This is a genomic window from Meiothermus sp., from assembly GCF_026004115.1.
In the GTDB taxonomy this organism is placed as follows: Bacteria; Deinococcota; Deinococci; order Deinococcales; family Thermaceae; genus Meiothermus.
Genome location: NZ_BPIM01000001.1, coordinates 1,446,043 through 1,470,579 on the forward strand (window position 1 = coordinate 1,446,043; position 24,537 = coordinate 1,470,579).

Sequence of the window (24,537 nt, forward strand, 5' to 3'; positions counted from 1 at the left end):
CATCTTCGCGAAGGGGGCGCTGCGTTGTGGTCACCTGTTCACGAAATTGCTGAAGACCTCGGCGCATGTTGGGGGGGCTTTTCCGCACCAAACCCCTTGCCCAAAATCGGACTAGGGCGTGCGGGGTGAGCGGCGGTTTTGTGAGTTCGTGTGCCGTACAGCGTAACCGCCCGATTCGGGGCCATCTAGAAACGCTCGAGAAACACCTTTTTTTCTACCCTCATCCCCGGAGGTGAGGGGAATGAATTGGAAGAAGTCAATGGGTATGACAGTGCTGCTGGCGCTGCTGGCGTCGTGCGGCGGCGGGAACCCCGGTGGGGGCGGCGACTCGGACATTTTCAAGCCCGAGAACGCATTCGGGAAGGCGCCACCCGAAGGGGCGGAAAACATCTCGCCGGAGGAGTTCGGCAACCTTAGCAAAGACCCCAACTTCCGCTGGGAGTCGGCCTCAGCACAGGCAATGCGCAAGCAAAAGACCGACGCCCAGTTCCAGGCCGACAAGGTGCTGCTCGAGGGCCTGGCCGACCCTCGACTGGCCCGCTTTCTCAAGAACCCGCTCCCCGGACTAAAGGAAAACTTTGGTGGGCAGTACCTGATCAGCGTGCCTACCCGCAGTGGCAAGATGCTCAAGGTGCTCACCCAGGGCAAGCGCGAGACCTACCGTGAGCTGGTCAGCGGGCGGCAGCGCTACCTCGACAAGAGCAACCAGTTGGGCGTCTACAAGAGCCTCTACGAGAGCCTTTCCGAAAGCCTGCGGAGCGGGCTGCCCGCCCCCCAAGACCTGCAGAACCAAAGCTATGAACAGATCATGACAGCGCTCAAACAGGCCGAGAACAAGCTGGCCAGCAACATCGAGCAGATTGAACTCCAGGCCGAGCAACGGGGCTTCTCACGCCCGGGCGTGAGCGCCCAGGCCGACCCCTACATGCCTCCCACCTACCCGGCCAACGCCAACGCCGAGGTCGAGTCAGGCGAAGGCTCCGACCGCACCGGCAACGGTTGCGGGCCGGTCTCCGGCGGGGTCTACGAGCGGCTGCACTGGGCACAGAAATACTTCACCACCAGTATCAAGAACCAGGGTAACCGGGGCTCCTGCGTCTCGTTCGCCCTTGCGTCGGCCCTCGAGACCCAGGTCGCCATCCGCAATGCCAGGTGGGTTAACCTGTCTGAGCAGTACCTCTACAACCGCATCAAGTCGGTCTGGGATCCCGACAACTACGGCGACGGCACCAACACCGCCGACGCCGCCGAGGAGTTCCACGACTCCGGCTACCTGCTCCCCTTCGAAAGCCAATGGAACTACAACCCCTCCTACAGCCGTGTGGATCACGAGGACGACGAGTACTACACCAAGAGCTGCACCGACTACGACGAGCGCTGCTCCAACACCACCCACCAGGGCAAGTTCGTATGCACCACCGTGGACAACGTGTCCTACTGCGGCTCCATCCCGCCCAACCCTGGCCAGGATGGCTACCGCATCTCCGAGTCGCACCTTTTGTGGTCAAACGGCATCTTTAGCGGTGATATCCCGGTGAACACCGTGCGCGCCCTGCTCACGCTGGGACACCCCATGGTGGTGGCCCTCGAGGTGTTCGAGAACGGTTTCTCCCCCAACGCCGAGGGCTTCCTCACCAGCTACGCCGACGACGATCTGCGCGGTGGTCATGCGGTGCACCTGGTGGGTTACCTCTCCAACGCCAAGATCCAGGCTAAGTTCCCCAACGCCCCGATCGGCGAGGGCGGTGGCTACTTCGTAATCAAGAACTCCTGGAGCGACTGCTGGGGCGACGGGGGCTACGTCTATATTCCGGTCAACTGGGCCAACCAGTTCTTCAAGAACATCACCTACTACACCGCGGGCAGCCTCTCGAGCATCTTCACCAACAAGCCCCCCGCCGTGCAGATCGCCGCGCCCTCGAACGGGAGCAGCTTTCCCTTCGCCCAGGACACCACCTACAAGGCCACCGCCACCGACCCCAACGGCGGCAACCTAATCATCCGCTGGTCGTCTAGTCTGGACGGCGACCTGGGCAGCGGCGCACAGATCACCAAGCACTTCACCAGCCCCGGTACCCGCGTCATCACCGCCGTGGCCGAGGATTCACTGGGCTTCAGGAGCGAGCCCGCCAGCATCACCGTGACCGGAATCAACCAGGCCCCCACCGCCAAAATCCTCACCCCCCTGCCTAGCGCCACCATCTACGCGGGCAGCACCGTGGTCAACTTCCAGGGGGAAGGCCTCGACGGCGACGGTGCATTCCCGGTTGAGCTGAGCTGCGACCGACTGAGCTGGAAGAGCAGCAACGCGGCGGACAATCTGGGCAGCGGCTGCGACTTTAACCACACCTTCACCACTACCGGAAGCCGCACCATCACCCTCACTGCCACCGACCTCTACGGCGCGAAGGGCACCGCAACGGTCTCGGTCAATGTGACGCCCAAGCCGCCGGCTGGGCCGCCGATTATCAACATCACCAACCCCATTGACGACAAGTACTATGGCAGCGCTAACACCAACATCCGCCTCTCCTACAGCAAGGACGACCCCGGCGAAAAGCCTGGCGATATGTACACGGTGGTGTGGCGGATTAAAGTCGGCAGCCAGACCAAGACCATCACCCCCAAGACCTGCACCATCCGGGGCCTGCCTTATCCATGTTTCAACCCATCGGAGATGGGCTATAACGACAATGGCGTCAAGCAAGCCGAGGTCTCGGTTTCGGTGACCGACGCCGAAGGTCTGACCGGCACCGACAAGGTGAATATCTCGTTCGGATTTGTGCCCTGATGCCTACTCGCTGAGCGCCGCTGGTACGGAGAAAGCATCTTGAGGCAATTTTTCATGGGGAAGGGTAGGGATGAAGGCTAGCAACGCTTCTGCAACGCCCGATTTTCTACCCTTTCCCCAGGAGGCCGTGCATGAGTGAACCCATTCCCAAGGAAGTCTGTTTCGAGTTGCGCATTCGGCCCGAGTCGGCGGCGTATTCCTGGCACGCCACCCTCAAGCTGCTGGCCCTCCAGCCGGGCCTCCCCCAGGGGGAACTCGAGCGCTACGAGTTTGACAGCCCGCTCGAGCTGGCCCGGCACCTGGCGAGCCTGGAAAACCCAAAGCCCAAAGGAAAATTGCGCTAAAGCGGTAGTGCGTCTTGGCAGGAGGAACCCTTATGATTCGAACGCTGCGCTGGACAGCTTTGGCTTTACTGTTCTGCATTCTGGCGGCGTGTGGCGGAGGGGGTAACCCCGGTACGAACAAACCCCCGGTAGCTTCCTTCACCGCAAACCCGACCGTACAGGCCGGAATCCCCTTGGCTTTCGACGGCTCGGCCTCCTCCGACCCCGACGGCGAGCCGCTCTCCTTTAGCTGGGAGTTCGGCGACGGGGTGCGGGGCGGGGCGGCCAAAATCGCGCACATCTTCACCGAGGCCGGAACCTTCAAGGTCAGGCTCACCGTGGGCGATGGCAGAGGCGGAACGAACAGCACCGAGAAAACCGTCACCGTCACCCCCGGCCCGGCCCCCTCCAAAACCGTCAGTGCCCTGGCCTTGGTGACCGACCCCTCGGGCAACGCCCTTTCCGGCGTTTCGGTAAGCGCGGCGGGCGGTGGCAACGCTACCACCGATGCCAGCGGCAGGGCCAGCGTGCCGGGCGTGGGGATGGGGGTTCCGGTCACGCTAAAGTTTTCCAAGACCGGTTTCGCCGACCAGTTCAAGGTGCTCGAGCTGCCCGCCGCCGCCGAGTCGGGCTATCTCGAGGCCCGCTTGATGCCTCGAGAATCCGCCCAAACCCTGGCGGATGCGGCCAAAGGTGGGAGCCTGACCGGGAAACAAGGCGCGAAGATCACCCTTCCGGCCAATGCCCTGGTGGACTCCGGTGGGAAACTGGTCAGCGGGGCTGTGCAGGTCAGCCTTTCGCCGGTGGACGTGGGGGCCAGCCCCGAGGCCTTCCCCGGCCGGTTCGCGGGGGTGGGGCCGACTGGCGAACAGGGCATTATTCCAGCTCTTCGCGCCACGGAGGGTTGGCCCCGGCGCGGGTACAGGTGATAGCTGCCACACCGGCGGCAAAGTTCATCAAGGCTGTAATTTGTTCGCCGTTCAGCGATTCCAGTGCGGCCCTGGCCCAGACCCCACTCTGCCACAGCCAGCTCAGGGTGCCGGACATGAAGGCATCCCCGGCGCCCACCGTGTCCACCACCTGAACCTGGGGAGCCTGGACTCGAACAATTTCCTGGTCGCGAACGGCAAAAGCCCCCTGGCCCCCACGGGTCACGATGACCCATACCGGGCCCTGTTTCTGCCACGCCTGGGCAACGCTTTCCAGCCGCTCGCCCGGATAGAGCCACTCGAGGTCGGCCTGGCTGACCTTGACCAGATCGACCTGCTCGAGCCAGCCCGAAAGCCGCTTGAGGTAGTCCTCGCGGTTTGGAATTAGAAAAGGCCGTACGTTGGGGTCAAGGGTGATCAGCCGCCGCCGGGCCTCGCGTTGCATCAGGCGCTCGAGGCTCGAGGCCCCGGGCTCCAGTACCAGCGAGTAGGAGCCAAAGTGCAGGGCCGCCTGGGGGGGGAGGGTGGTGGGCAGGTCTTCGGGGTAGAGCAAGCGGTCGGCGGTGTTTTCGCAGTAGAACGCAAAAAACTCGCCCGACTCGGAAGGGGTTACCAGGGCCAGGGTGGTAAGCTCCTGGCCCTCCTTGACATATTCCAGGCTTACCTTGCTCTCGGCCAGGTGGCGCCGGAGCAACTGCCCAAAGGCATCGCGCGATATTCGCCCCAGAAAGGCTGTGGGCGTGCCCAGGCGGCCTGCTCCCATGGCTACGTTGTACGGGGAACCACCGGGATGCGGGACGTAAGCAGTAGCGCCGTTGTGGGCAGTGGGGGTCATGTCTATCAGAGCTTCTCCGGCGACAATCAGCATGTTTCCTCCTGGGATGACAGGGCACGACTATGGGAGCAGTTTATCCTTGACTTTTGCGTCCTGTAAGCCCATCCGCCAGGCGGGTTTGTAGCGGCCTTTAGGGTAGACTTGAGGATGGAGATAACTATGGGACTGAGCAAAGGAAAGTTTGATCGGATTCAGGCTTGTGCCGACGACCATGGCGTAATTGCGGCTGCCGCAATGGATCAGCGCGGCTCCTTGCGCAAGGCCATTGCCAAGGCCAGAGGGGCGGAGGTGAGCGATGCCGAACTCACCGAGTTCAAAACCGCCGTGGTCAAAATCCTTACCCCCTATGCTTCGGCGATTTTGATTGATACTGAGTATGGCCTGCCCGCTCTAAAGCATAAAGCCCCCCGCACTGGCGTTCTGCTGGCCTATGAAAAGTCGGGCTACGACACCAGCACTTCAGGCCGCCTGCCCGACCTGCTGCCCGACCTGAGCGTGCGGCGCATTCAGGAAGCGGGCGGCGATGCGGTCAAGATTCTGCTCTACTACAACCCCGAAGACGACCCCAAAATCAACACCATTAAGCACGCCTTCATCGAGCGGGTAGGGGCCGAGTGCGCGGCCCTGGAGATGCCGTTTTTCCTCGAGCCCATCGCCTACAACGACCAGCTGGGCGAGGGCCTCGAGCTGGCCAAAGCCAAGCCCCGCTATGTGGCCATGTACATGGAGGAGTTCTCCAAAGACCGCTATGGCGTGGACGTGCTCAAGGTCGAGTTGCCCTTCAACATCGCCTACACCAGCGGCACCCTGGGCTTCAAGGGCGAGGAAGCCTACACCCGGGCCCAGGCCCTGCAGTTCCTCAAGGACACCGCCAGCGCTGCCGGCAAGCCTTTTATCTACCTCTCGGCAGGGGTGAGCGATGCAGTCTTCCGCGAGTCGCTCGAGATGGCCGCCGAAGCGGGGGTGCCCTTCAGCGGGGTGTTGTGTGGGCGGGCTACCTGGCAGGATGGGATTCCGGTTTATGCCAAGCAAGGGCTGGCGGCCCTGGAAGACTGGCTTGCCGACCAGGGCGTGAAGAATATCCAGATGCTCAACGAAGTGCTGGCCAAAGGCGCCAAGCCCTGGTGGACGCACTACGGCAGCCTGGAAGCGGCCAGAGGCTAGCGCTCCAAACCAAAAATGGCTCCCAATTGGGAGCCATTTTTTATACCGGATTCAAAAAGATAATCATCCAAACCAAAGATCCCCAGAGGCTATCTTTTTGAATCCTAGAGCACACCCCTCCCGAACGGTCGGCGAAGAAAGCGTCTGCCTTCCAGGGGGCTTACGCCCTCCGCTACGCGGATAACTTCCAAGGGGCTTACGCCCTCCGCTACGCGGATAATTTTGGTCGGGTTGACTCTTTTCCGTTCGGTAACGAATCAGCCGAACCTAATTTATGAAATGTCAATCGCATCGGATAACCGAGAAGACTTCCATCTTCGATTGACAGCATTTGGGTGGCTGTGCTACCCTACAGGACGCATTTGGTGGTGTACACCAATGCCCTTTTAGGGCGCGTAGCTCAGTTGGATAGAGCGACTGACTACGGATCAGTAGGTCGTGGGTTCGAATCCTGCCGCGCCCGCCAGTTTATCCGGGGAATACGCCCCGGATTACTTTTTTCCTCAAGGTTGTTTTTTCAAGCTTGTGTGGTAGTGAGGTCAGGCCCTCCTGGGATAGCCGCTTCAAGCAAGGCCTCGAGGTGTCCCCAAGGTCTGCTCGGGCTGTTCGGTGAAAGCCTTGAGCATCTCAGTTGAAACTTTGGCTAAGCTCTGGTTGAGCAACCGTACATCCCCCAGCATGCGCAGCCCTGGGCCATCAAAGGCGTCCAGGCCTGCGTGAGCGGCCCGCTCCCAAGACTTTAGAACCTGGGGTAACTGTTCGGGAATAAAATGACTATGAACGCTGAGGGTAAACAGGCTCACCAGGATGTTGGGGTCGCCTTCGTACCAAGAGGAAACCCACCTAGCCTCAGATTTGGAGTAGTCCAGCACCCAGAGTTTGCCTGCGGGGTCAAGGGCGAGGTTTTGCAGCATTTTTTCGGAATCCAGCAAATCCTCATCGAGCAAAGCACCTTTCACAGACATGGCCAGTAGAAGCTCAGGATGCTTGAGGTCTACCAACCTATCCAGTTCCAAGACGGGGGTGATGATACCGACGGGCTCGAACCGCTCGTCTACCAGCACCCAGACTCGAGGGCTGCCAAGCCCCACCCCGCGCGCCAGAATGGAGCGCAATACCTCGCCCTGAATCTGAGGCTGCGGTAGCCGCTTCGCACGGTACATCCGGCCCTGGTCGTCATGGGCCAGGTGGGTTTTATCCTTTTCCCAAATCAGGTCTTGCTCGGCAATCACCAGGGTTGCTTCACGCATGTGTTTCCTCCCGCACACTCCCATTGTTGGGTTGCCCGGGGTTCCGACCGGCTGAACGCAGATAAACTGCATTTGTGCTACCCGTATACTGGGTCAAATGCGCGCCCACACCAACCCCTGGTACTTAGTGCTCTCCTCCTATTGGTTTGCGAGTAGCTTCAAATGGTTTCTGATTCTGTTGGTGCTGCTGCCGGCCCGGGTGGCCGAGCTGGTGCCCGAACCCGAGCGGGCCACCCGGCTGGGGTTCTTGTTTGCCCTGGGTGCGGTAATGGCCATTATTGGGCCGCCCATCTGGGGTTACATCTCCGACCGGGTAGGGCGTCGGATGCCCTTTCTGGCCCTAGGGGCCATCCTGACGGCAGGTTCGCTGGTCTGGATGGCCTATGCGGGCAGCTACTGGCAACTGGTGGTGGCCTATTTGCTGCTCCAGCTCGCCGACGATATGGCCACCGGCCCCTACTCGGCGCTCATTCCCGACCTTACGGCCCGCCGGGAACGCGGGGTGGCTTCGGGGTGGCTTGGAACCCTCCAGGTAGGGGGCCAGGTGGTGGCGGGGGCGGTGGGCTTTTTGCTGGCCAACCTACAGTGGCAGTTCCTCCTGATCGCCCTGGTCAACTTGCTGGCCGCCGGGATGATCCTGAGCCTGATTCGGGAGGTGCCGGGGTTGCAGCCACAAAGGCGAGGGCTTTGGGAGAGCATGGTGGCCCCCTGGCGCAACGCCGATTTCCGCTGGGTCTGGTTCACCCGCTTCCTGGTCATGCTGGCGCAATACACGGTACAGACCTACCTTCAGTACTACCTGGCCGATGTGGTGCAAACCTTCCAGGCTTTCGGCCAGACCCTGGCCACTGAAGCCTTCCAGGCGGTAGCGTTGCTGGGTCTGCTCATTTCCATTGGGGCCGCTATTTCGGCGGTGCCTGCGGGGCGCATATCCGACCAACAAGGCCGTAAGCCCATCATCTACGTGGCGGGGGTGGGGCTGGCGGCCTTGATGCTGCCCATCCTGTTGCTGCCGCGCTACGATGTGCTGATAGTGCTGGCAGTGGTGTTTGGGTTTCTGTACGGGGCCTATCTGGCGGTGGACTGGGCGCTGGTCTCGGACGTGTTGCCCAATCCAAAGGCCCATGCCACCGATATGGGTATCTGGCAAACCTCGATTGTGCTGCCACAGGTGCTGGCGGGCGGTTTTGGGGCCATGCTCGATACTTTCAATCGCCAGAGCGCGGGCTCGGGCTATACGGTGCTGTTCTTGATTGCCGCCGTGTGTTTTGTGCTGGGTACCCTTCTGGTGCGCCAGATTCGCTCGGTGCGCTAGCTTGCTTGACAAGCCCAGCGCTCGATCCCATATTGGTAGAGCGCTTTGGCCTAGAGGAAGGCGTACATCCAGCTTGTGGCGTGTGGAGGGATGGCTGAGTGGTTGAAAGCGGCGGTCTTGAAAACCGTTGTAGGCGCGAGCCTACCGGGGGTTCGAATCCCTCTCCCTCCGCCAATACCGGTCTTGGTGTTTCAAATGCCCGGTTTTGTGCTAAAGTATCGTTTGCGGTTTTTGGGGACGTGCCCCCAAACCCAACAACCCAACTGGAGGGGTGGCCGAGTGGCTGAAGGCGGCGGTTTGCTAAACCGTTATAGGGAACGAAAGTCCCTATCGGGGGTTCGAATCCCCCCTCCTCCGCCAGAGTAAAGGCCAGGGAATAGCTTCTCTGGCCTTTTTGCTATATCGAAAATCCTGGTGGGTGTTTTTTTCAGAGCGGCCTCCCACGAATAGTCGTATAGAAGATTTTGCTGTGGCGGGTGGGTACCACGATCAGGACAGCCCATTCCCTGCGGCTTATACCGGATTCAAAAAGACAGTTTACAAAACCAAAAACACCAGAGGCTGTCTTTTTGAATCCTAGAGCACTCCCTTCCAAGGGGCGGTATCGCCCTCCGCTACGCGGATAACTTCGGTCGGGTTAGTTCGTCACCAAAGGGTGACGAACTAACCGAATCTGGTATTACCAGAACCCTCCAAAAGTATGCAAACCGCTGCAGAGTTATCCACAGGTTATCCACAGATTTATCCACAGCTTATTCACAGAGTTTAAACGCATAAACGCAAATTGTTGCAGAGCTATAACGTTTCATCCCCTTTTGTGTAAGGTGTAAAACCCGGTATCACCGGTTCAATAGGGCAACCGCAAGTTGCCTTAAGCACCATCTCCCTCGAGGGGAGAGGGCGGAGGTGAGGGCGTCCGAGCCTCGCTGCTTGACTTGCGTAGGGCAAAAATCCAAGATAAAAAGGCATTCGCTTTGCTCACTACCCCCCACCCTAACCCTCCCCCACAAGCGGAGAGGGGAGTGTGCCTTGTGGTTTTCTGGCCTTGCGGTTGCCCTGACCGGCTCAACCAGGAAAGGCCCAGGGCTTTTCGCATGCGGTAAACTATTGGGCGGTGACACCGCTTTCGTTGTTGTTTCTCACCCTGTTCAATAGCATTTTGGGCCTTTCGGTGTTGTTCCCCATCCTGGGGCCGCTTGCTCGCGAGCTGGGCTTGAGCGAGGTGCAGGTTGGATTGTTTTCCACCGGCTACGCCCTGATGCAGTTCGTCCTGGCCGCCTACTGGGGGCGTCGCAGCGAGGTGCTGGGGCGCAAGCCCATCCTGTTGATGGGCATTGTGGGTTTTGCAGTCAGCTTTTTTTTATTTGCTTTTTTTGCCTGGCTGGGCTACCAGAAAGTGCTTCTGGGGTGGGGTCTTTTTGCGGCTATGCTATTTTCCCGGCTTTTGGGGGGTGCTTTTTCTTCAGCTACCTTGCCCACTGCGCAGGCCTACCTGGCCGATATTACCCCCCGTGAAGGGCGTACCCAGAGCTTCGCCATTCTGGGGGCCGCTTTTGGTTTGGGGGTGATTTTTGGCCCCGCCATTGGGGCGGGGCTGGCTCATTTTGGCTTGCTGGCGCCGGTGGTTTTTTCGGCCAGCCTGGCCCTGCTGAATGCGTTGTTTGTGTGGGTGGTCTTGCCGGAGTCGCGCAAGGCTGAGGCCCGCCCCCAAAGCCCGCCCCAGCTCTCCTGGGCCGACCCCCGTATCCTGCCTTTGCTATTAATAGGCTTGAGCATCAACCTGGCCTCCATCGCCATGGAGCAGACAGTAGCTTTTTTGTATCAGGATCGTCTTTTGCTGAGCCCTGCCCAGACTGCCCAGGCTGTAGGTATAGCCCTGGTGGTTTTTGGGGTGGTGGGGGTGCTGGTGCAGGGGGTCTGGGTGCGGGCTGTCAAGTGGCCGCCGCGAAAGCTGCTGATGCTGGGGATGCCCCTGTTGTTGCTGGGCTACCTGGGCCTGATGTTTGCCTCTAGCTTTGCTTGGCTCACCGCTTCGCTGATGCTGCTGGGTTTGGGTTCCATGACCAGCCCTGGCCTCACGGCGGCTCAGTCGCTGGCGGTCTCCGACGATGAACAAGGTGCAGTAGCAGGCCTGTCCAGTGCGGCGCAGGCCCTGGGCCGGATGCTGGGGCCGGTGGTGGGTACCTCGTTGTACGGGCTTTCCCCGGCCTATCCCTATGTGTTTTCGGCCCTTCTGATCGGGTTGGCGCTGGTGTTTTTCCTTAGCAGGCCGCAGCTGGCAAGCGCTCGGTAGTGGCTTTATCCGGGTTGCAGCCCGGCTTCTTCCAGGAGCTTCTTGAGCATTTCCAGGTTCGCCAGGGCGTGGCCTTTGGTGGTGTTGTTGAAAATGAACCAGACCTGCGTCAGGGTGTGGTGCTCGAGCGCCGCCAGCAGCGCTTGCACCCAGTAGTGCAGTTCCTCTTCGCTGTAGCGATAGTCATGTCGCTCGGACTGATCCTTGCCCTCGTGCCACTTTTCCTTGTTGCGTCCCGAAAGCCGGATGTACGCAGTCTCGCCGGTGAGGTGTAGCTCGTTCTTGGGCAGACCGGGCAGGGGAGGATAATCGGTGCTAACCCAAATCAACCCCGCCCTGTGGAAAGCCTCGCGGACCTCCTCGTTATCCCAGGAAGTGTGACGAAACTCCACTGCCAGGCCGCCAGGGGCCAGGACGTGGTCGGCAAAACGCTGGGCCAGTGCGGCAAAATACCTGCGGTTTTCGGGGGTGCGGTGAAAGCTTTGGGGAAACTGGGCCAGAAAGGGCCCCAGCACCCCTGCCTCGCGCAATGGAGCCACCGACTCAAAAAGCCGCCGGTAGTCGTCTTCGCTAGCGTTGCGCTCATGGGTCATGCGCTGGTGAATTTTGATCGCCCAGTGCACCCGCCCCTGGCTGCGCTCGAGCATGCCAGCAAAGGCTTTGAGGCCCGGAATGTTGTAAAAAGAGGAGTTCAGCTCCACGGCGTTGAAGGTTCGCGCATAGATGGAGAGCCACTCGTCTTTTTTGGCCTCGGGGGGGTACAAGAGGCCCACCCAGTCCTCGTTGGTATAGCCGCCGGTGCCCAGATAGATTTCCACGCTTTCCATTGTGGCACAAGCCCAATTGTCCGAACAAAAACGCGCCACCCGAAGGCAGCGCGTTGGCAGTAGGGGAAGAGCTACTCGACCGTCACGCTCTTGGCCAGGTTCCGCGGCTGATCCACGTCGCGGCCCAGGAATACGGCGGTCTCGTAGGCCAGGAGTTGCAGCGGTACCACGCTTACTACCGGGGCCAGCAGGGGGTGGGTTCTGGGCACGTAAATCACGTCCTGGGCAAACTTCTGTACCTCGGTATCACCCTCGCTGGCCACTGCGATCACCCGCCCACCCCGGGCCCGCACCTCCTGGATGTTGGAGACAGTTTTTTCGTAGAAGGGGCTCTGGGTGGCGAGCACCACCACCGGCAGGCGCTCGTCAATCAGGGCGATGGGGCCGTGTTTCATCTCGCCGGCGGGGTAGGCCTCGGCGTGGATGTAGCTGATTTCTTTGAGCTTGAGGGCCCCTTCGTAGGCGGTGGGGGCCTGGATGTGCCGCCCCAGGAACAGATAGTCCTGGGCCTGGTGGTACTTCTCGGCAATATGGGCAATGTGGGGGCGTTGCTCCAGGGTTTCTTCTACCAGCCGGGGCAGCTTGCGCATCTCGCGCAGGAGTTCCCGCGCCGCCGTTTCGTCTAGGGTGCCCCTGGCCCGGCCCATCCACACCGCCAGCATGGCCATGGCGGCCAGCATGGCGATGTAGGCTTTGGTGGAAGCCACCCCAATTTCCGGCCCTGCGTGAATGTAGAGGGTGTCGTCTACCTCGCGGGTTATGCTGCTGCCCTTGGCGTTGATGACCCCCAGGGTGCCGGCTCCCTTGCGCCCCGCCTCGCGAATGGCCTCGAGGGTATCGATGGTCTCGCCCGACTGGCTGATGCAGATGGCCAGGGTTTTGTCGTCCACCACTGGGTCGCGGTAGCGGTACTCGGAGGCCACGTCAATCTCTACCGGTACCCGGGCCAAAGCCTCCAGCAGATACTTCCCCACCCAGGCCGCGTAATAGGCTGTGCCGCAGGCCACGATGTGCACCTTGTCGTAGCGGGTGGGCTCGAGGCTGAGGCCCAGCTCCACCCCGGCTTCCTCTTCGTAGAGGCGGCCCCCCAGCGTGTTTTCCAGCACCCGGGGCTGCTCGTAGATTTCTTTGAGCATGTAGTGGGGGTGTCCGCCTTTCTCGGCGGCCTCGAGGCTCCACTCCACCGTCACCACTTCCCGCTCTACTGGGTTGCCGGCCAGGTCGGTGACCTGTACCCCCTCGCGGCGCACCACCGCCATATCGCCGTCGTGTAGAAAAATCACCCGGCGGGTATAGGGCAGGAGGGCCGGGACGTCCGAGGCCACGAAGTTCTCCCCCTCGCCCAGCCCAATTACCAGCGGGCTCACGGTGCGGGCTACCACAATCTCTTCGTGGTTCTGGTGGGCTACCACCAGGGCATAGGCCCCGTAGGCCTCGGAGAGGGCCAGTCGCACCGCTTCGGTCAGGCTCCCCTGGTATTTTTCTTCAATCAAGTGGGCCAGCACTTCCGAGTCGGTCTCGGAGCTGAAGGTGTGGCCCCGCGCAATCAGGCCCTCTTTGAGGGGCAGGTAGTTTTCGATGATGCCGTTGTGAATCACGGCAATCTCGCCCTTCTCGGTCATATGAGGGTGGGCGTTGGGGTCGGTGGGGGCCCCATGGGTGGCCCAGCGGGTGTGTCCCACCCCAAACTGCCCGCTCAGGCGGTGCTCCTTCAGGCTATCGGCCAGCACCTTGAGCTTGCCCGCTTTCTTGACCACCTCCAGATGCCCATTGACCTTGACCGCAATTCCCGCCGAGTCGTAGCCCCGGTACTCCAGGCGCTTCAGCCCGTCTAGAATCACCTCCGACGCATCTCTAAAACCCACATATCCCACGATCCCGCACATGTTTCAACCTCACAATCTTGGTCGTTTGCCTCGAGTCAACCCTGTATCAACCATAGAACAACCAAAGGGCCAACCCACCCGTTTTTGCACCAAACCGACGTTACCTTGCCCACCCATTCGGTAGGCCTCCAGCCAGCTCTACAGCTAGCTGATGACTTGCGCTCTACAAATGTCTTCTGATTCCCTTGAACCCTGCTCTTTGGTTGTCCAGCGCTCGCGCTTCTGGCTTTCCCGTGGAGCTGTTCTGACCCGTACTTCTGGGGCCAGCGGAGAGGGCGGGGTTCACGCCCTGGCGGCATCCGCGGAACCTTCGATCTTTCGCAGCTCGCTGCTTATCTCTACCAGAGACCGCCACCTCGTAAGGTAAAAGATGGCTTTCCGGGTGGGAGCAGAATTGGTTTTTGCTAACCGACCCTATTGGAACCACCTTTACCCCCTGCGCTCCTCACTTTGTAGTCAGGTCTCCTTTCTGGGCTTAATAAAGCCCTACTTATTGTACGGTTTTTTCGTCTGTGTGCCCGTTCATACTTGACAGCCCGACAAATACACGGGTATGATGCCCCCCGGATGCGCAAGGTGAGAGCTTTTTGAGCCCCGTGAATGGGGTCGTCTCTTACCAGGCGTCCGTTGCGGATGTAAGGGTTTTTTTGGGAGAGGAAACACGGCAACTCGCCCCGTAAAAGAAATCCCGCACCTCCGCAACATCAGGTTCTTGTGGTGTGTCCATCTGGACACAACACGAGAGTTTGAGGAGGCAGAATGAAGAAGAAGCTAGTAGTTTACTTGGCTGGGTTGCTGACCGTGCTCGGTCTAGGCTTCGGTCAGGCACAGTTCTCCGACGTACCCGCCGGACACTGGGCCAAAGAAGCCGTCGAGCGCATCGCGGCCTGCGGTCTTATCACGGGCTTCCCCGACGGGACGTTCCGTGGTAACACCAACCTGACCCGCTACCAGGCTGCCCTGATCTTCCAGCGCTTGCTCAACGAGATTCAGCAGGGCGGCGAGTGCGTGAAGGGTCAAGGCGGCGGCATGAGCGAAGAGGACATGACCGCCATCCGCAACGCGGTGCAGGAACTGGCCGCCGAGCTGGCTGCTTTGGGTGTGCGCGTCTCGGCCCTGGAAGATAACGCCGCTTCCAAAGACGACATCGCCCGCCTCGAGGCCGCCATCGAAGAGCTCAAGGGCATGAAGGCCGAGCCCGCTCCGTCCGGCATGGACGAAGCCGCCCTGGCCGACCTGGCCGACCGCGTCGAAGCCGCCAGCGTGGCCGCCGACACCGCTTTGGCCCAGGCCCAGATCCTGGCCGAGCGCCTGGACGGCGTGGAAGGCGATGTGGCCGCCCTCAAGACCCAGGTCGAGGCCGATGCCGACAGCATCCGCGCCCTCAACGAGCTGGCCGTGCTGCTGAACCAGGACGTGCTCAGCCTGCAAGACCGCGTCACCGCCCTCGAGAAGCAACTGGGCGACGTGGACTTTGAGAGCTTCGCCAACCGCGAAGACCTGAGCGCCATCCAGGAGTTCGCCACCGCCCTGCGCAGCGACCTGGTGCGCCTCTCCGACCGGGTGAGCGCCCTGGATACCCGTGTGAGTGGGCTGGACAGCCGTCTGGCCGCAGTGGAAGCCACCCGGCCGACCCTGACCGGTTCCTTGCTGGGCCGCTATGGCTACCGCTTTACCACCGGCGCCGATTTCGACATCGACCGCCTTTTCCCGGCAGCGGGTTTCGCGAACGATAGCGACGGTACCGACTTAGCCGGTGCATCGGATACCCTGGGCCAGGCCGACCTGACCTTTGGTCTGAAGCGCACCCCCGGCACCGGCAGCGGCTTCAATCTTGCTGAAGCCAGCGTGGCCCTACGCTTCTCCGCTGGCAATGGCAGCCTTCAGGTGCCCGCCAACACGATCTCGCTCAGGGGGGTTAGCGTTTCCGGCAATGTGGACGGCCAGCCGGTCAGCCTGCGCTATAGCATCAGCAACACCTTCCGCTTCACGCCCTACTTCCTCAACAATAACGCGACGGCCGCGGGCAGCGGCTTTGTGGTGAGCGCCAACCTGACCAAGGCCCTGCTCTCACCCAACTTCACCATTGTGCTGGGCAGCACCGCTGCGAACGCGCTCGCAGCGGACCGCGATTACTTCGGTATCCGCGGCGCCATTAACTTGCTGGGCCTCAACCTGGGCGTGAACTACGCCGAGAACGACCTGCGGGGCACTGGGGCCGATGACCGCAAAGCCGTAGTCGGTGTGGATTGGAGCGGCAAGCTGCTGGGCTTCCTGGACCTCGAAGGCGAGTTCATTAACTCCAACGACATTAACACCAACACCGCTGGCTCCCTCTTCTACGTCCAGGCGGGCACCTCGCTGGGCCCCATCAGCCTGCGCGGGAACTACCGCTCCATCAACCCCGGCTTCGCTACCGGAAACTGGACCGATGCGGCGGCCGGCACTTCCATGGGTCTTTCCCAAGACGACACCGACCGCCTTTTCAACCCCGCCAACGCCGGTGCGGGCTTTGGTCTGATTGCCTCGGCTTCGCTGGGCATCATTGGGGTGAACGGCTACCTCGACAGCCGCGTACCGCAGCTTACCCTAACCCCAGACACCACCGCTTTTGGGGTGGGTGTCACCCTTGGGCCCATCGCCGGCTTTAACGTAACGGGTTATCTCAACAACGCCAGCACCGCGGGCGCTGCGCAGTACTCGGTGGGCAACACCTACTCCAACCGGGGCCCGGCGACGCGCGCGGCCTTCGGCACCAACCTGGGGGTTCGTGTGGCGCACGATGGGGCCGCTTCCGGGGCTTTGATCAGCGGCCTGAACCTGGCTTTTGAGTTCCGTAGTTCGGATGGAGCCAACGCAGGCTTCGGCAGCAACGGCGCCCGTACCGACCTGGTGGGTGAGGCCAGCTACCCCATCAACCTGGGCTTCCTTACCTTCACGCCCAACCTCCGCTACCACAGCTACACTGCCGCTACCACACCGGGCACCGAGGTGAGCTACTCGACCCTCAAGTTCGGCATCCAGGCCAGCACCCAGCCGCTCTTCTTCGGCATCAGCCTCAACGGTGCCTATGCCTTGCGCAACACCGACTTCGCCAGCGGCACCGATGCCAGCGAGACCCTCATCCGGGTGGGCCTAGGCTTTGCCAACTTCTTGTTGCCGGGGGCCACTCTCAACGTAGACGCGGCCCAGGTGACCGGTAGCGGGGTGGGCGGCTATACCACCCGCGGGTTCAACAACCCCTTTACCACCACCAACGACGGACTCTTCAACGGCCCGAACGGCGGCTTTGGCCCTGTTGCACAATTTACAGGCGACGGCGGCGTTCGCGGCATCCAGGTGCGCTACACCTACGCGGGTTGGGGCATCTGGTACGGTGTGTTCGACCTAGACAGCAACGGTACCGACTTCAGCACCATCGAGAGCGTGGGCCGTGGCTTCCGCGTCTTCTACACCCTGAGCTTCTAAGCCCCTAGAAGCCCGTATCCCCGCCCTTTGGGGCGGGGTTTTTGTGTACATTGTGTTCTGATTTAGACAGAAAACTACCCCAAGAAGTAAATTAACAATCTATGCCAGAACGCCGGGGGTTTAGATGAGTCATGTGTTTCGCTACCAGGGCCCGGAGCCAAAAGGCGACCAGCCCCAGGCCATTGCCGGTCTCGCGGAAGCCCTGCGCGATGGGGAGCGCTTCGTGACCCTGCTGGGGGCCACCGGCACCGGCAAGACCGTGACCATGGCCAAGGTAATCGAGCGGCTGGAACGCCCGGCCTTGGTGATGGCCCCCAACAAGGTGCTGGCCGCCCAACTGGCCGCCGAGTTCCGCGAGCTGTTCCCCGAGAACGCGGTGGAGTTCTTCATCAGCTACTACGACTACTACCAGCCCGAAGCCTACGTGCCGGGGCGCGATTTGTTCATCGAGAAGGATGCTGCCATCAACCCCGAGATTGAGCGCCTGCGCCACTCCACCACCCGCAGCCTGCTTACGCGGCGCGATGTGATTGTGGTGGCCTCGGTCTCGGCCATCTACGGCCTGGGCAGCCCCGAAGACTACAAGAACATGAGCCTGATTGTGGAGGTGGGGCAGGACTACCCCCGCGAAGCCCTGATTGAGCGGCTGGTGGACTTGCAGTACGAACGGGGCGATTTGCAACTGGAAGCGGGGCGTTTTAGGGCCAAAGGCGAGGTGCTCGAGGTCTGGCCGGCCTACGAGCAGGAGCCCATCCGCATCGAGCTATTCGGCAACACCATCGACCGCGTGACGGTGGTGCACCCGGTGACGGGCGACCGGCTCAAAGATTTGCCGGGGTTTGTGCTTTTGGGGGCCAGCCACTACGCCACCCCGGAGTGGCGCTTGAAGCAGGCCATCCCGGAGATTAAGAGGGAGCTGGAGGAGCGGCTCAAGGTGTTCGAGGCCGAGGGCAAACTGCTGGAGGCCCAGCGGCTCAAGGAGCGCACCTTGTACGACCTGGAGATGCTCGAGGTCATGGGCACCTGCCCCGGTATCGAGAACTACAGCCGCTTTTTGTCCGGAAAAGCTCCCGGCGAAGCGCCCTACACCCTGCTGGACTACTTTCCCGAGGATTATCTGGTCTTCCTGGACGAGTCGCACGTGACCGCGCCGCAGCTTCGGGGGATGTACAACGGCGACTACATGCGCAAGAAAACCCTGGTGGACTACGGCTTCCGCCTGCCCAGCGCCCTCGACAACCGCCCCCTCAAGTTTGGCGAGTTTTTAGAGCGGGTGGGGCAGCTCGTTTTTGTATCGGCCACCCCCGGCCCCTACGAGCTGGAGGTCTCGGGCCGGGTGGTCGAGCAGATCATCCGCCCTACCGGCCTTTTGGATCCCTTGGTTACGGTCAAACCTGCTGCTGGTCAAATCGAAGACCTGATGGGGGCCATCCGCACCCGCGCGGCGCGGGGGGAGCGCACCCTGGTCACCGTGCTCACCGTGCGCATGGCCGAGGAACTCACGGCCTACCTGGTGGAGCACGGGGTGAAGGCTCGCTACCTGCACCACGAACTCGACGCCTTCGAGCGGCAGGCCCTCTTGCGCGACCTGCGGCTGGGTTACTTCGATGCCCTGGTGGGCATCAACCTGCTGCGCGAGGGGCTCGATTTGCCCGAGGTCTCGCTGGTGGCCATTCTGGATGCCGACAAGCAGGGCTTTTTGCGCTCCGAGCGCTCGCTCATCCAGACCATTGGCCGGGCCGCCCGCAACGTGGGGGGCGAGGTGTTTCTCTACGCTGATACGGTTTCGGACTCGATGCGGGCTGCCATAGACGAGACCAACCGCCGCCGGGCCATCCAGGAAGCCTACAACGCCGCACACGGCATCACCCCGGCCACCATCCAGAAATCGGTGCGCAAGGTGGTCAAACCTGAAGACTACGAGGCCGAGGCCGCCGAGATGGTGCTGGACGACCCCGCTTTGCTCCAGAGCCTGCTGGAGCAGCTCGAGACCGAGATGTGGGCGGCCTCCGAGGCCCTCGACTTTGAGAAGGCCGCGTCCTTGCGCGACCAGATGCGGAGCCTCGAGGCCCGCCTCAAGGGCCTGCCCGAGCCCACCACTGCCGGGAAGGGCAGGCGGCGGCGACGGCGCTAGCAGGTCTTGTACACTAAATGCATGACGGTTCGAGAGCGCATCCTCCAGCACCTCGAGGCCCTAAGCCCGGCTCAGCTTGAAGAGCTTCTGGACGACCTCGAGGCCCGTACCCGCCCTCCTTTGACGAAGGAGGTGGTGCTGGCCCTGCGCGAGCCTATTTGGGCCCTGGCTCAGCGTTGTGGGGTGGAGCGACTGTGGCTGTTTGGCTCGGTGGTGCGGGGAACTGCCCAGGCCGGAAGCGATGTGGATTTCCTGGCCAGGTTTACTCGCGCCAAGCTAGAAGACCGGCTGGATTTCAAGGAAGGCCTCGAGGCCCTCCTGGGTTGGCCTGTGGAGGTGGTAGAAGTGGCCCACCTTCACCCCGAGGTACAAGAAAGTATCTGGGCCGAGGCAGTAGAGCTGTGAAGAACCCTCGGCTTTACCTGCGGCAGATCCTTGAAGCCGCCAACTTTATCCTAGAAACCGCGCACAGCCTACAGGACTTACAAAACTCCAAACTGATCCGCGATGCAGTGATTCGCAATTTCGAGGTCATGGGCGAGGCAGCCAAGCGCTTATCGCCCGCTTTTCGGATGCAGCACCCCCAGGTTCCCTGGCGCAGCCTGGCCGGGTTTCGGGATGTGCTCATTCACGACTACGACGAGGTAGCGGTAGAGGTGGTGTGGGACGTTATCGAGAACAGCTTGCCCGAAGTGCAATTTGAAGTGGCGAACCTGCTTGACGAAGGCGCCGGCGGCCTCGAGGGGGATCGAGATTCTAGCTAGAACTTTACAGCCGCCGGGAAGGGTAGGCGGCGGCGACGGCGCTAGCCGATAATCTCTTCGGGCTTGAAGAAAATCCCGATCTCACGCGCCGCGCTTTCGGGGCCATCGGAGCCGTGGATGATGTTCTCGTCCACGGTAGTGGCAAAATCGGCGCGAATGGTGCCGGGGGCAGCCTCCCAGGGGCGGGTCGCGCCCATCAGGCGGCGCATCTCGGCAATGGCCCCCGGGCCCTCCACCACCATGGCCACCACCGGCCCACTGGTAATAAAGTTAACCAGCCCCTCAAAGAAGGGTTTGCCTTTGTGCTCGCCGTAGTGGGTCTCGGCGGTCTCGCGGGCAATGACCATTTTCTTCATGGCCACAATCTTGAAGCCTTTGCGCTCGATGCGGTTGATGATTTCGCCCGTTAGGCCCCGGCGCACGCCGTCGGGCTTGACCATGATGTAGGTGCGTTCCATACCGCAGTAGAGTTTACACGCTCGGCGCCAATTGCAGAAGGTCTGTGTCGCCGCCAGCCAATTTTGGGGTACAAAGAAAAACCCTCCCCAAAGCGGGGAGGGTCATGCCCCCTGCAGAGTTAGCGATTGGCCGGGGGGTTGGCCGGGGTGGAGGGGTTGCTCGGAGCGCTGGTGCCCGGCTGGTTGCCATTGGTTTTGGGCTCTTCCTTTTTGGGCTCTTCCTTGGGCGTTAGAGCCGCCAACACTTTTTGCAGATTGTTTTCTACCTTGGCGGCCTTGCGCACCTCTTCTACCCATTTCTGGGCGGCTTCGGCCCGGCGGGTGGCCAGTACTTGTTGGCGGGCCTGCTCCTTCACCTCCTCGAAGGGACGCAAAACTTCAGCCTTGCGGTCGTTGACGATCAGTACCTGGAAACTGCCATCCTCGAGCTTCACCACCTCGCTCACCTCGCCCAGCGGGCCTTTGGGGAAGCTACCTCGGGTCAGGAAGACCAGCCGGTTGGGCACGGGGGGCATGGTACCCGGGTTGACCACGCCAAAGTCCTGCACCGTGCCCCCGTTGGCCTTGGCCAAGTCTTCCAGTTTGCCGCCCTTGAGGGCCGCGGCCCGGAAGGCCTCGGCCTTGGCCTTGTCTTCCTTCTTGAAGCTCACCGCCTGTACCCTGGCCGAGGCCGGGATGGTGAAGTTGGCCAGGTTGGCGTCGTAGAACTTGCGAACGTCGGTGTCCGAGACGGCAATATTGCGGGTTTGCCAGAGCTGGGCCTGGTTGGCAATGTCGGTCTTGGAGCCGAAGAAGGGCTGGCCCAGGCCCTTGGCGGCCTGGTAGACGACCTCGCGGCTGATGAGCTGCTCGAGGGTCTGGGGCATGAAGAACTGCACGGCCAGCTCCCCCAGGCCCTGTTGTAGCAGCTGGGGCACCTGCTGGTTGGCAAAGACCGACTGGGTCACTTCGGCCAGCCTGATTTCGGTCTCGCCCACCTTTGCCACCACCGGGTTTTCAAACTTGAAGGTAGCCCCTTCGGCAAACTTTACGTTGGCCTTTTTTCGCAGCTCCTCGATGTAGGCTTCCAGCGCACCCTGGCCTTTGATGCGCTTGGCATCTTCCTTGACCCGATCCTTCACTTCTTCAAACTTCACCTCGCCGGCGGGCAGGTACTTCTCCACCTTGACAATGTAGAAGCGGCCTCCGGCCTCGATGGGCTTGCTGATCTGGCCATCGCGCAGCTTGAACACGGCATCGGCCACGGCATTGGGGAAGACCACCCGGGTCACGGGGCCGGGTTCGCTCTTGCCGGCCTCGGCGCCCAGGGCCCCGCCTTGTTCGGCGTTGAGCTTGGAGTTGGCCTTGGCAATGGCGGCAAAGTCGGCGCCGGAAGCGCTGACCTGGGCATAGATTTTGTCGGCCGTGGCCTTGTCGTCGAGCACAATCTGGCGGGCCTGTACGCGCGCTTCGTTTTTGTACTGATCGCGGTTGAGCTCAAAGTAGAGGCGCATCTCTTCTTCAGTGGGCTCGGCTTTTTTCTGGATGTCCTCGATGCGTTTGTTGATGCGAATCTGATCGCGCAATTCGTTGCGCAGTTGCGAGTCGGTATAGCCTACCTGGGTCAGGAAGCGGTCGTAGTCTTCCTTCTTTTGCAGGCCGAAGCGTTCTTTGATGGTGTCGAGTTCCTTCTTGAGCTCCCCGCTGGAAACCCCAATACGGGCCGTATCTTGCAGAAGCGCATTGGTGATGACAAAGCGCTCGCCAAAGTTAACATCGGCCAGATTCTTCAGAAGCCCCTGGGGATTGGTGCTCAAGATGGGGTCATTCTGCTGGGCCCGGGCCAGGTCTAGCTCGTAGACCGGGCGGCCATTCACGGTGAACTCGGTCTTGCCCTGGGTACTGCGCTGGCCCTGGGGCGTAAATAAGAGGACCGAGCCCACCACAAAAGCCAGGGCCAGAACCCCGAAGATAATCGCAACAACCCGTCTGTTGATTCCAAACACTTGACTGCCTCCTCTGTGCGGTGCTACCCTTCTTTGTGCTGTTGCACCCGTAGCTCAGTGGATAGAGCGTTCGCCTCCGGAGCGAAAGGCCACAGGTTCGAGTCCTGTCGGGTGCGCCATCTTCATCTTCCCTGGGTCGGGCTGAGCCCGGCCTTTTTTCCGGTAGCATCGCCCCACTGAACTCTTTGTACCCCGACTTGGTAAGACCAGGGTTAAGTGTCAGCGAACCTACACCAAGGGCCGATTGTAGCATATCCGGAGATTGGGCTTTACGATTTGTCGGGGATATGCCTGGGTTCTGATCGCGCTTCCCGCGAATATCGCAGACTGCTTATGCCTGCCCCCTTTCCAAAGCCCAAAGACCTGCGCGAAGCCGCCGCGATGCAGAAGTCGTTGGCGGAGGCCGTGATCTTACGAGGGAATCCAGCGTTTGTTCGCTATGTTGTCTCCCTGGATGCTTCCCACCCGACCCGCTTTTCCAGGCAAAAAGGCCCCTCGATAGCGGCGGCGGTGTTGTGGGATATGGAGAAGGGCGAGGTGCTCGAGGTCGCCACGACGCAAATGGACGAGGCCCCACTATTTCCCTACGTACCCGGTTTTTTGTCCTTCCGTGAAGCCCCGCTCTATCTGGCTGCACTGGCCCAGCTATCCCGCCCGCCCGAGGTGCTGCTGGTCGATGGGCAGGGGATTGCCCACCCCAGGCGGCTGGGTATTGCGGCCCACCTGGGGGTGCACCTGGATCTACCGGCCATCGGGGTCGCCAAGACCTTGCTGTTTGGCAAACCGGAGGCCGAACTACCCCAGGAAGCCGGTTCGACGGTACGGTTAATGAATGACAATGAGCAGATCGGCTGGGTCTATCGCAGCCGCACAGGGGTAAGACCACTCTTTATCTCGCCTGGACACCGGGTGGGCATGAAAGAAAGCCTGGCCTTTGTGCGTCTGTTTGCAGGCAAATATCGCCTACCCGAACCCCTGCGTCTGGCGCACCAGGAAGCCGGAGCGCGGCGGCGGCTGGCGGCACATGAATGAAAGCTGGTACGGCGCGCTGTGGGCAATGTGAATTGGACTCACATTAAGTCTGGCGACCTAAACTAGGGTTTTTAATGTACTTTATTTCGTCAACCAAAGCGAAAAACCCGAGGAGGTCAATATGCAAAAGGTTTCACGCCGTCAAGCGCTCAAGCTGCTGGGTACTACCGGTGCAGTGGCTGCCGCCGGTACACTACCCGCCATGGCCCAACAGACCCCAGCCATGCCCAATGGGTCAGGCTTCTATCGTTTCAAGCTGGGGGACTACACCCTCACGGTGCTGAGCGATGGCCAGACCCCTCCCGGCAACGCCTTCCCCAACTGGGGTGCTACCCCCGGCAAGCAGGCCGAGTTCGAGGCCGCGCTGCGGGAAAACTTCCTCGAGCCCACCCAGTTCATCAACAACTTCAACCCCATGGTTATCGATACTGGTCGGGCCAGGATTTTAGTAGACACCGGGCGGGGCCAGGCTGGGCAGCTCCTGGCCCACATGGCCAACGCCGGCCTGCGGCCTGCCGATATCAACACCGTCTTCATTACCCATGGTCACGGCGACCATATCGGCGGTCTGGTGCGCGATGGCCAGCCGGTTTTCGCCAACGCACAGCACATCATGGGCGAGACCGAACTCCAGTTTTGGCTCTCCCAGGCCAACCCTCCGGCCAATCTGGTAGCCCTGCGCGACCGCTTTACCCGCGTGCGCCCTGGGGCCGAAATTGCACCGGGCGTGACCGCTGTGGATACCCCCGGCCATACCGTGGGCCACCTGGCTGTACAGATCACCTCGGGGGGGCGGACGCTGTGGCACCTGGGCGACGCTGGCGGGCACTACATTCTTTCCTTGCGCTTCCCCGACCACTACCTGGGTTTCGACGCCAACCCCCAGCAGGCCGTGGCCACCCGGGCGCGGCTGTGGCAGGCTGCTGCCGCCGACCGCATTGCGGTGGTGGGCTATCACTTTGCTTGGCCGGGGGTGGGCTACGTGCGTCGGGCGGGCAATGCCTACGAGTTTGTGCCGGCGTTCTTCACTTTCTGATCCGGATGGCGAATGGCTTATAGCGGGTAGCATGAACCTTGAAGCAC

The 24,537-nt window shown here is 61.3% G+C and carries 18 protein-coding genes and 4 tRNA genes; 16 read left to right on the forward strand and 6 right to left on the reverse strand.

The window, feature by feature from the left end:
- Positions 1–265: 265 nt before the first annotated feature.
- From Q0X23_RS06910 to Q0X23_RS06920, 3 genes are all read left to right on the forward strand, one after another.
- Positions 266–2,791: a C1 family peptidase gene (locus tag Q0X23_RS06910; RefSeq protein WP_297859623.1), complete on the forward strand. Its 2,526-nt coding sequence runs from the start codon at positions 266–268 to the stop codon at positions 2,789–2,791.
- Between the two features lie 131 nt (positions 2,792–2,922).
- Positions 2,923–3,135 carry a hypothetical protein gene (locus tag Q0X23_RS06915; protein WP_297859624.1) on the forward strand — a complete coding sequence of 71 codons (213 nt, stop codon included), beginning with the start codon at positions 2,923–2,925 and terminating at the stop codon, positions 3,133–3,135.
- Between the two features lie 32 nt (positions 3,136–3,167).
- Positions 3,168–4,043 (forward strand): PKD domain-containing protein, encoded by an 876-nt coding sequence (locus tag Q0X23_RS06920; RefSeq protein WP_297859625.1) that lies wholly within the window; start codon positions 3,168–3,170, stop codon positions 4,041–4,043.
- Here Q0X23_RS06920 and Q0X23_RS06925 read toward each other — a convergent pair.
- On the reverse strand, positions 3,991–4,911 hold the full coding sequence (locus Q0X23_RS06925; RefSeq protein ID WP_297859626.1) for a carbohydrate kinase: 921 nt from the start codon (positions 4,909–4,911) through the stop codon (positions 3,991–3,993). The two genes, Q0X23_RS06920 and Q0X23_RS06925, sit on opposite strands and share 53 nt — an antisense overlap.
- Before the next feature lie 126 nt (positions 4,912–5,037).
- On the opposite strand from Q0X23_RS06925, the gene Q0X23_RS06930 reads away from it, so the two are divergent.
- Both Q0X23_RS06930 and Q0X23_RS06935 read left to right on the forward strand, forming a co-directional pair.
- Positions 5,038–6,042 carry a tagatose 1,6-diphosphate aldolase gene (locus Q0X23_RS06930; protein ID WP_119339849.1) on the forward strand — a complete coding sequence of 335 codons (1,005 nt, stop codon included), beginning with the start codon at positions 5,038–5,040 and terminating at the stop codon, positions 6,040–6,042.
- Positions 6,043–6,431: 389 nt separating this feature from the next.
- Positions 6,432–6,508, forward strand: a tRNA-Arg gene (locus Q0X23_RS06935).
- 97 nt (positions 6,509–6,605) lie between these two features.
- Here the strand turns inward: Q0X23_RS06935 and Q0X23_RS06940 are convergent.
- Positions 6,606–7,292, reverse strand: a complete 687-nt coding sequence (locus Q0X23_RS06940; RefSeq protein ID WP_297859627.1) for a hypothetical protein — start codon at positions 7,290–7,292, stop codon at positions 6,606–6,608.
- Positions 7,293–7,389: 97 nt separating this feature from the next.
- Between Q0X23_RS06940 and Q0X23_RS06945 the strand changes: the two genes are divergently transcribed.
- From Q0X23_RS06945 to Q0X23_RS06960, 4 genes are all read left to right on the forward strand, one after another.
- Positions 7,390–8,607: an MFS transporter gene (locus Q0X23_RS06945; protein WP_297859628.1), complete on the forward strand. Its 1,218-nt coding sequence runs from the start codon at positions 7,390–7,392 to the stop codon at positions 8,605–8,607.
- A gap of 84 nt (positions 8,608–8,691) precedes the next feature.
- Positions 8,692–8,781, forward strand: a tRNA-Ser gene (locus Q0X23_RS06950).
- 91 nt (positions 8,782–8,872) lie between these two features.
- Positions 8,873–8,967 (forward strand) — tRNA-Ser (locus tag Q0X23_RS06955).
- 754 nt (positions 8,968–9,721) lie between these two features.
- Positions 9,722–10,900: an MFS transporter gene (locus Q0X23_RS06960; RefSeq protein WP_297859629.1), complete on the forward strand. Its 1,179-nt coding sequence runs from the start codon at positions 9,722–9,724 to the stop codon at positions 10,898–10,900.
- 5 nt (positions 10,901–10,905) lie between these two features.
- Here the strand turns inward: Q0X23_RS06960 and Q0X23_RS06965 are convergent, their stop codons facing one another.
- Positions 10,906–11,718 carry a DUF72 domain-containing protein gene (locus Q0X23_RS06965; RefSeq protein WP_297859630.1) on the reverse strand — a complete coding sequence of 271 codons (813 nt, stop codon included), beginning with the start codon at positions 11,716–11,718 and terminating at the stop codon, positions 10,906–10,908.
- Between the two features lie 80 nt (positions 11,719–11,798).
- A complete protein-coding gene (gene glmS, locus Q0X23_RS06970) occupies positions 11,799–13,613 on the reverse strand; it encodes a glutamine--fructose-6-phosphate transaminase (isomerizing) (RefSeq protein WP_297859631.1) in 1,815 nt (604 codons plus the stop codon).
- Positions 13,614–14,372: 759 nt separating this feature from the next.
- Here glmS and Q0X23_RS06975 point away from each other — a divergent pair.
- The 4 genes from Q0X23_RS06975 (at position 14,373) to Q0X23_RS06990 (ending at position 19,979) form a co-directional block, all read left to right on the forward strand.
- Complete coding sequence (locus Q0X23_RS06975; protein ID WP_297859632.1) at positions 14,373–17,081, forward strand: S-layer homology domain-containing protein; 2,709 nt, start codon at positions 14,373–14,375, stop codon at positions 17,079–17,081.
- Between the two features lie 124 nt (positions 17,082–17,205).
- On the forward strand, positions 17,206–19,215 hold the full coding sequence (gene uvrB, locus Q0X23_RS06980; RefSeq protein WP_297859633.1) for an excinuclease ABC subunit UvrB: 2,010 nt from the start codon (positions 17,206–17,208) through the stop codon (positions 19,213–19,215).
- Positions 19,216–19,236: 21 nt separating this feature from the next.
- On the forward strand, positions 19,237–19,620 hold the full coding sequence (locus Q0X23_RS06985; protein ID WP_297859634.1) for a nucleotidyltransferase family protein: 384 nt from the start codon (positions 19,237–19,239) through the stop codon (positions 19,618–19,620).
- Positions 19,617–19,979, forward strand: a complete 363-nt coding sequence (locus Q0X23_RS06990; RefSeq protein ID WP_297859635.1) for a DUF86 domain-containing protein — start codon at positions 19,617–19,619, stop codon at positions 19,977–19,979. Before Q0X23_RS06985 ends, Q0X23_RS06990 begins: the two co-directional genes overlap by 4 nt.
- A 41-nt stretch (positions 19,980–20,020) precedes the next feature.
- Here Q0X23_RS06990 and ndk read toward each other — a convergent pair whose 3' ends face one another.
- Both ndk and Q0X23_RS07000 read right to left on the reverse strand, forming a co-directional pair.
- A complete protein-coding gene (ndk, locus tag Q0X23_RS06995; RefSeq protein ID WP_119339883.1) occupies positions 20,021–20,437 on the reverse strand; it encodes a nucleoside-diphosphate kinase in 417 nt (138 codons plus the stop codon).
- A gap of 119 nt (positions 20,438–20,556) precedes the next feature.
- Positions 20,557–22,422, reverse strand: a complete 1,866-nt coding sequence (locus tag Q0X23_RS07000; RefSeq protein WP_297859636.1) for a peptidyl-prolyl cis-trans isomerase — start codon at positions 22,420–22,422, stop codon at positions 20,557–20,559.
- Positions 22,423–22,465: 43 nt separating this feature from the next.
- On the opposite strand from Q0X23_RS07000, the gene Q0X23_RS07005 reads away from it, so the two are divergent.
- The 3 genes from Q0X23_RS07005 to Q0X23_RS07015 all read left to right on the forward strand — a co-directional run bounded on the left by Q0X23_RS07005 (position 22,466) and on the right by Q0X23_RS07015 (position 24,490).
- A tRNA-Arg gene (locus Q0X23_RS07005) sits at positions 22,466–22,541 on the forward strand.
- A gap of 214 nt (positions 22,542–22,755) precedes the next feature.
- A complete protein-coding gene (locus tag Q0X23_RS07010; protein ID WP_297859637.1) occupies positions 22,756–23,454 on the forward strand; it encodes an endonuclease V in 699 nt (232 codons plus the stop codon).
- Positions 23,455–23,575: 121 nt separating this feature from the next.
- Entirely contained in the window at positions 23,576–24,490 is a 915-nt protein-coding gene (locus tag Q0X23_RS07015; protein ID WP_297859638.1) for an MBL fold metallo-hydrolase, read from the forward strand.
- Positions 24,491–24,537 lie beyond the last annotated feature (47 nt).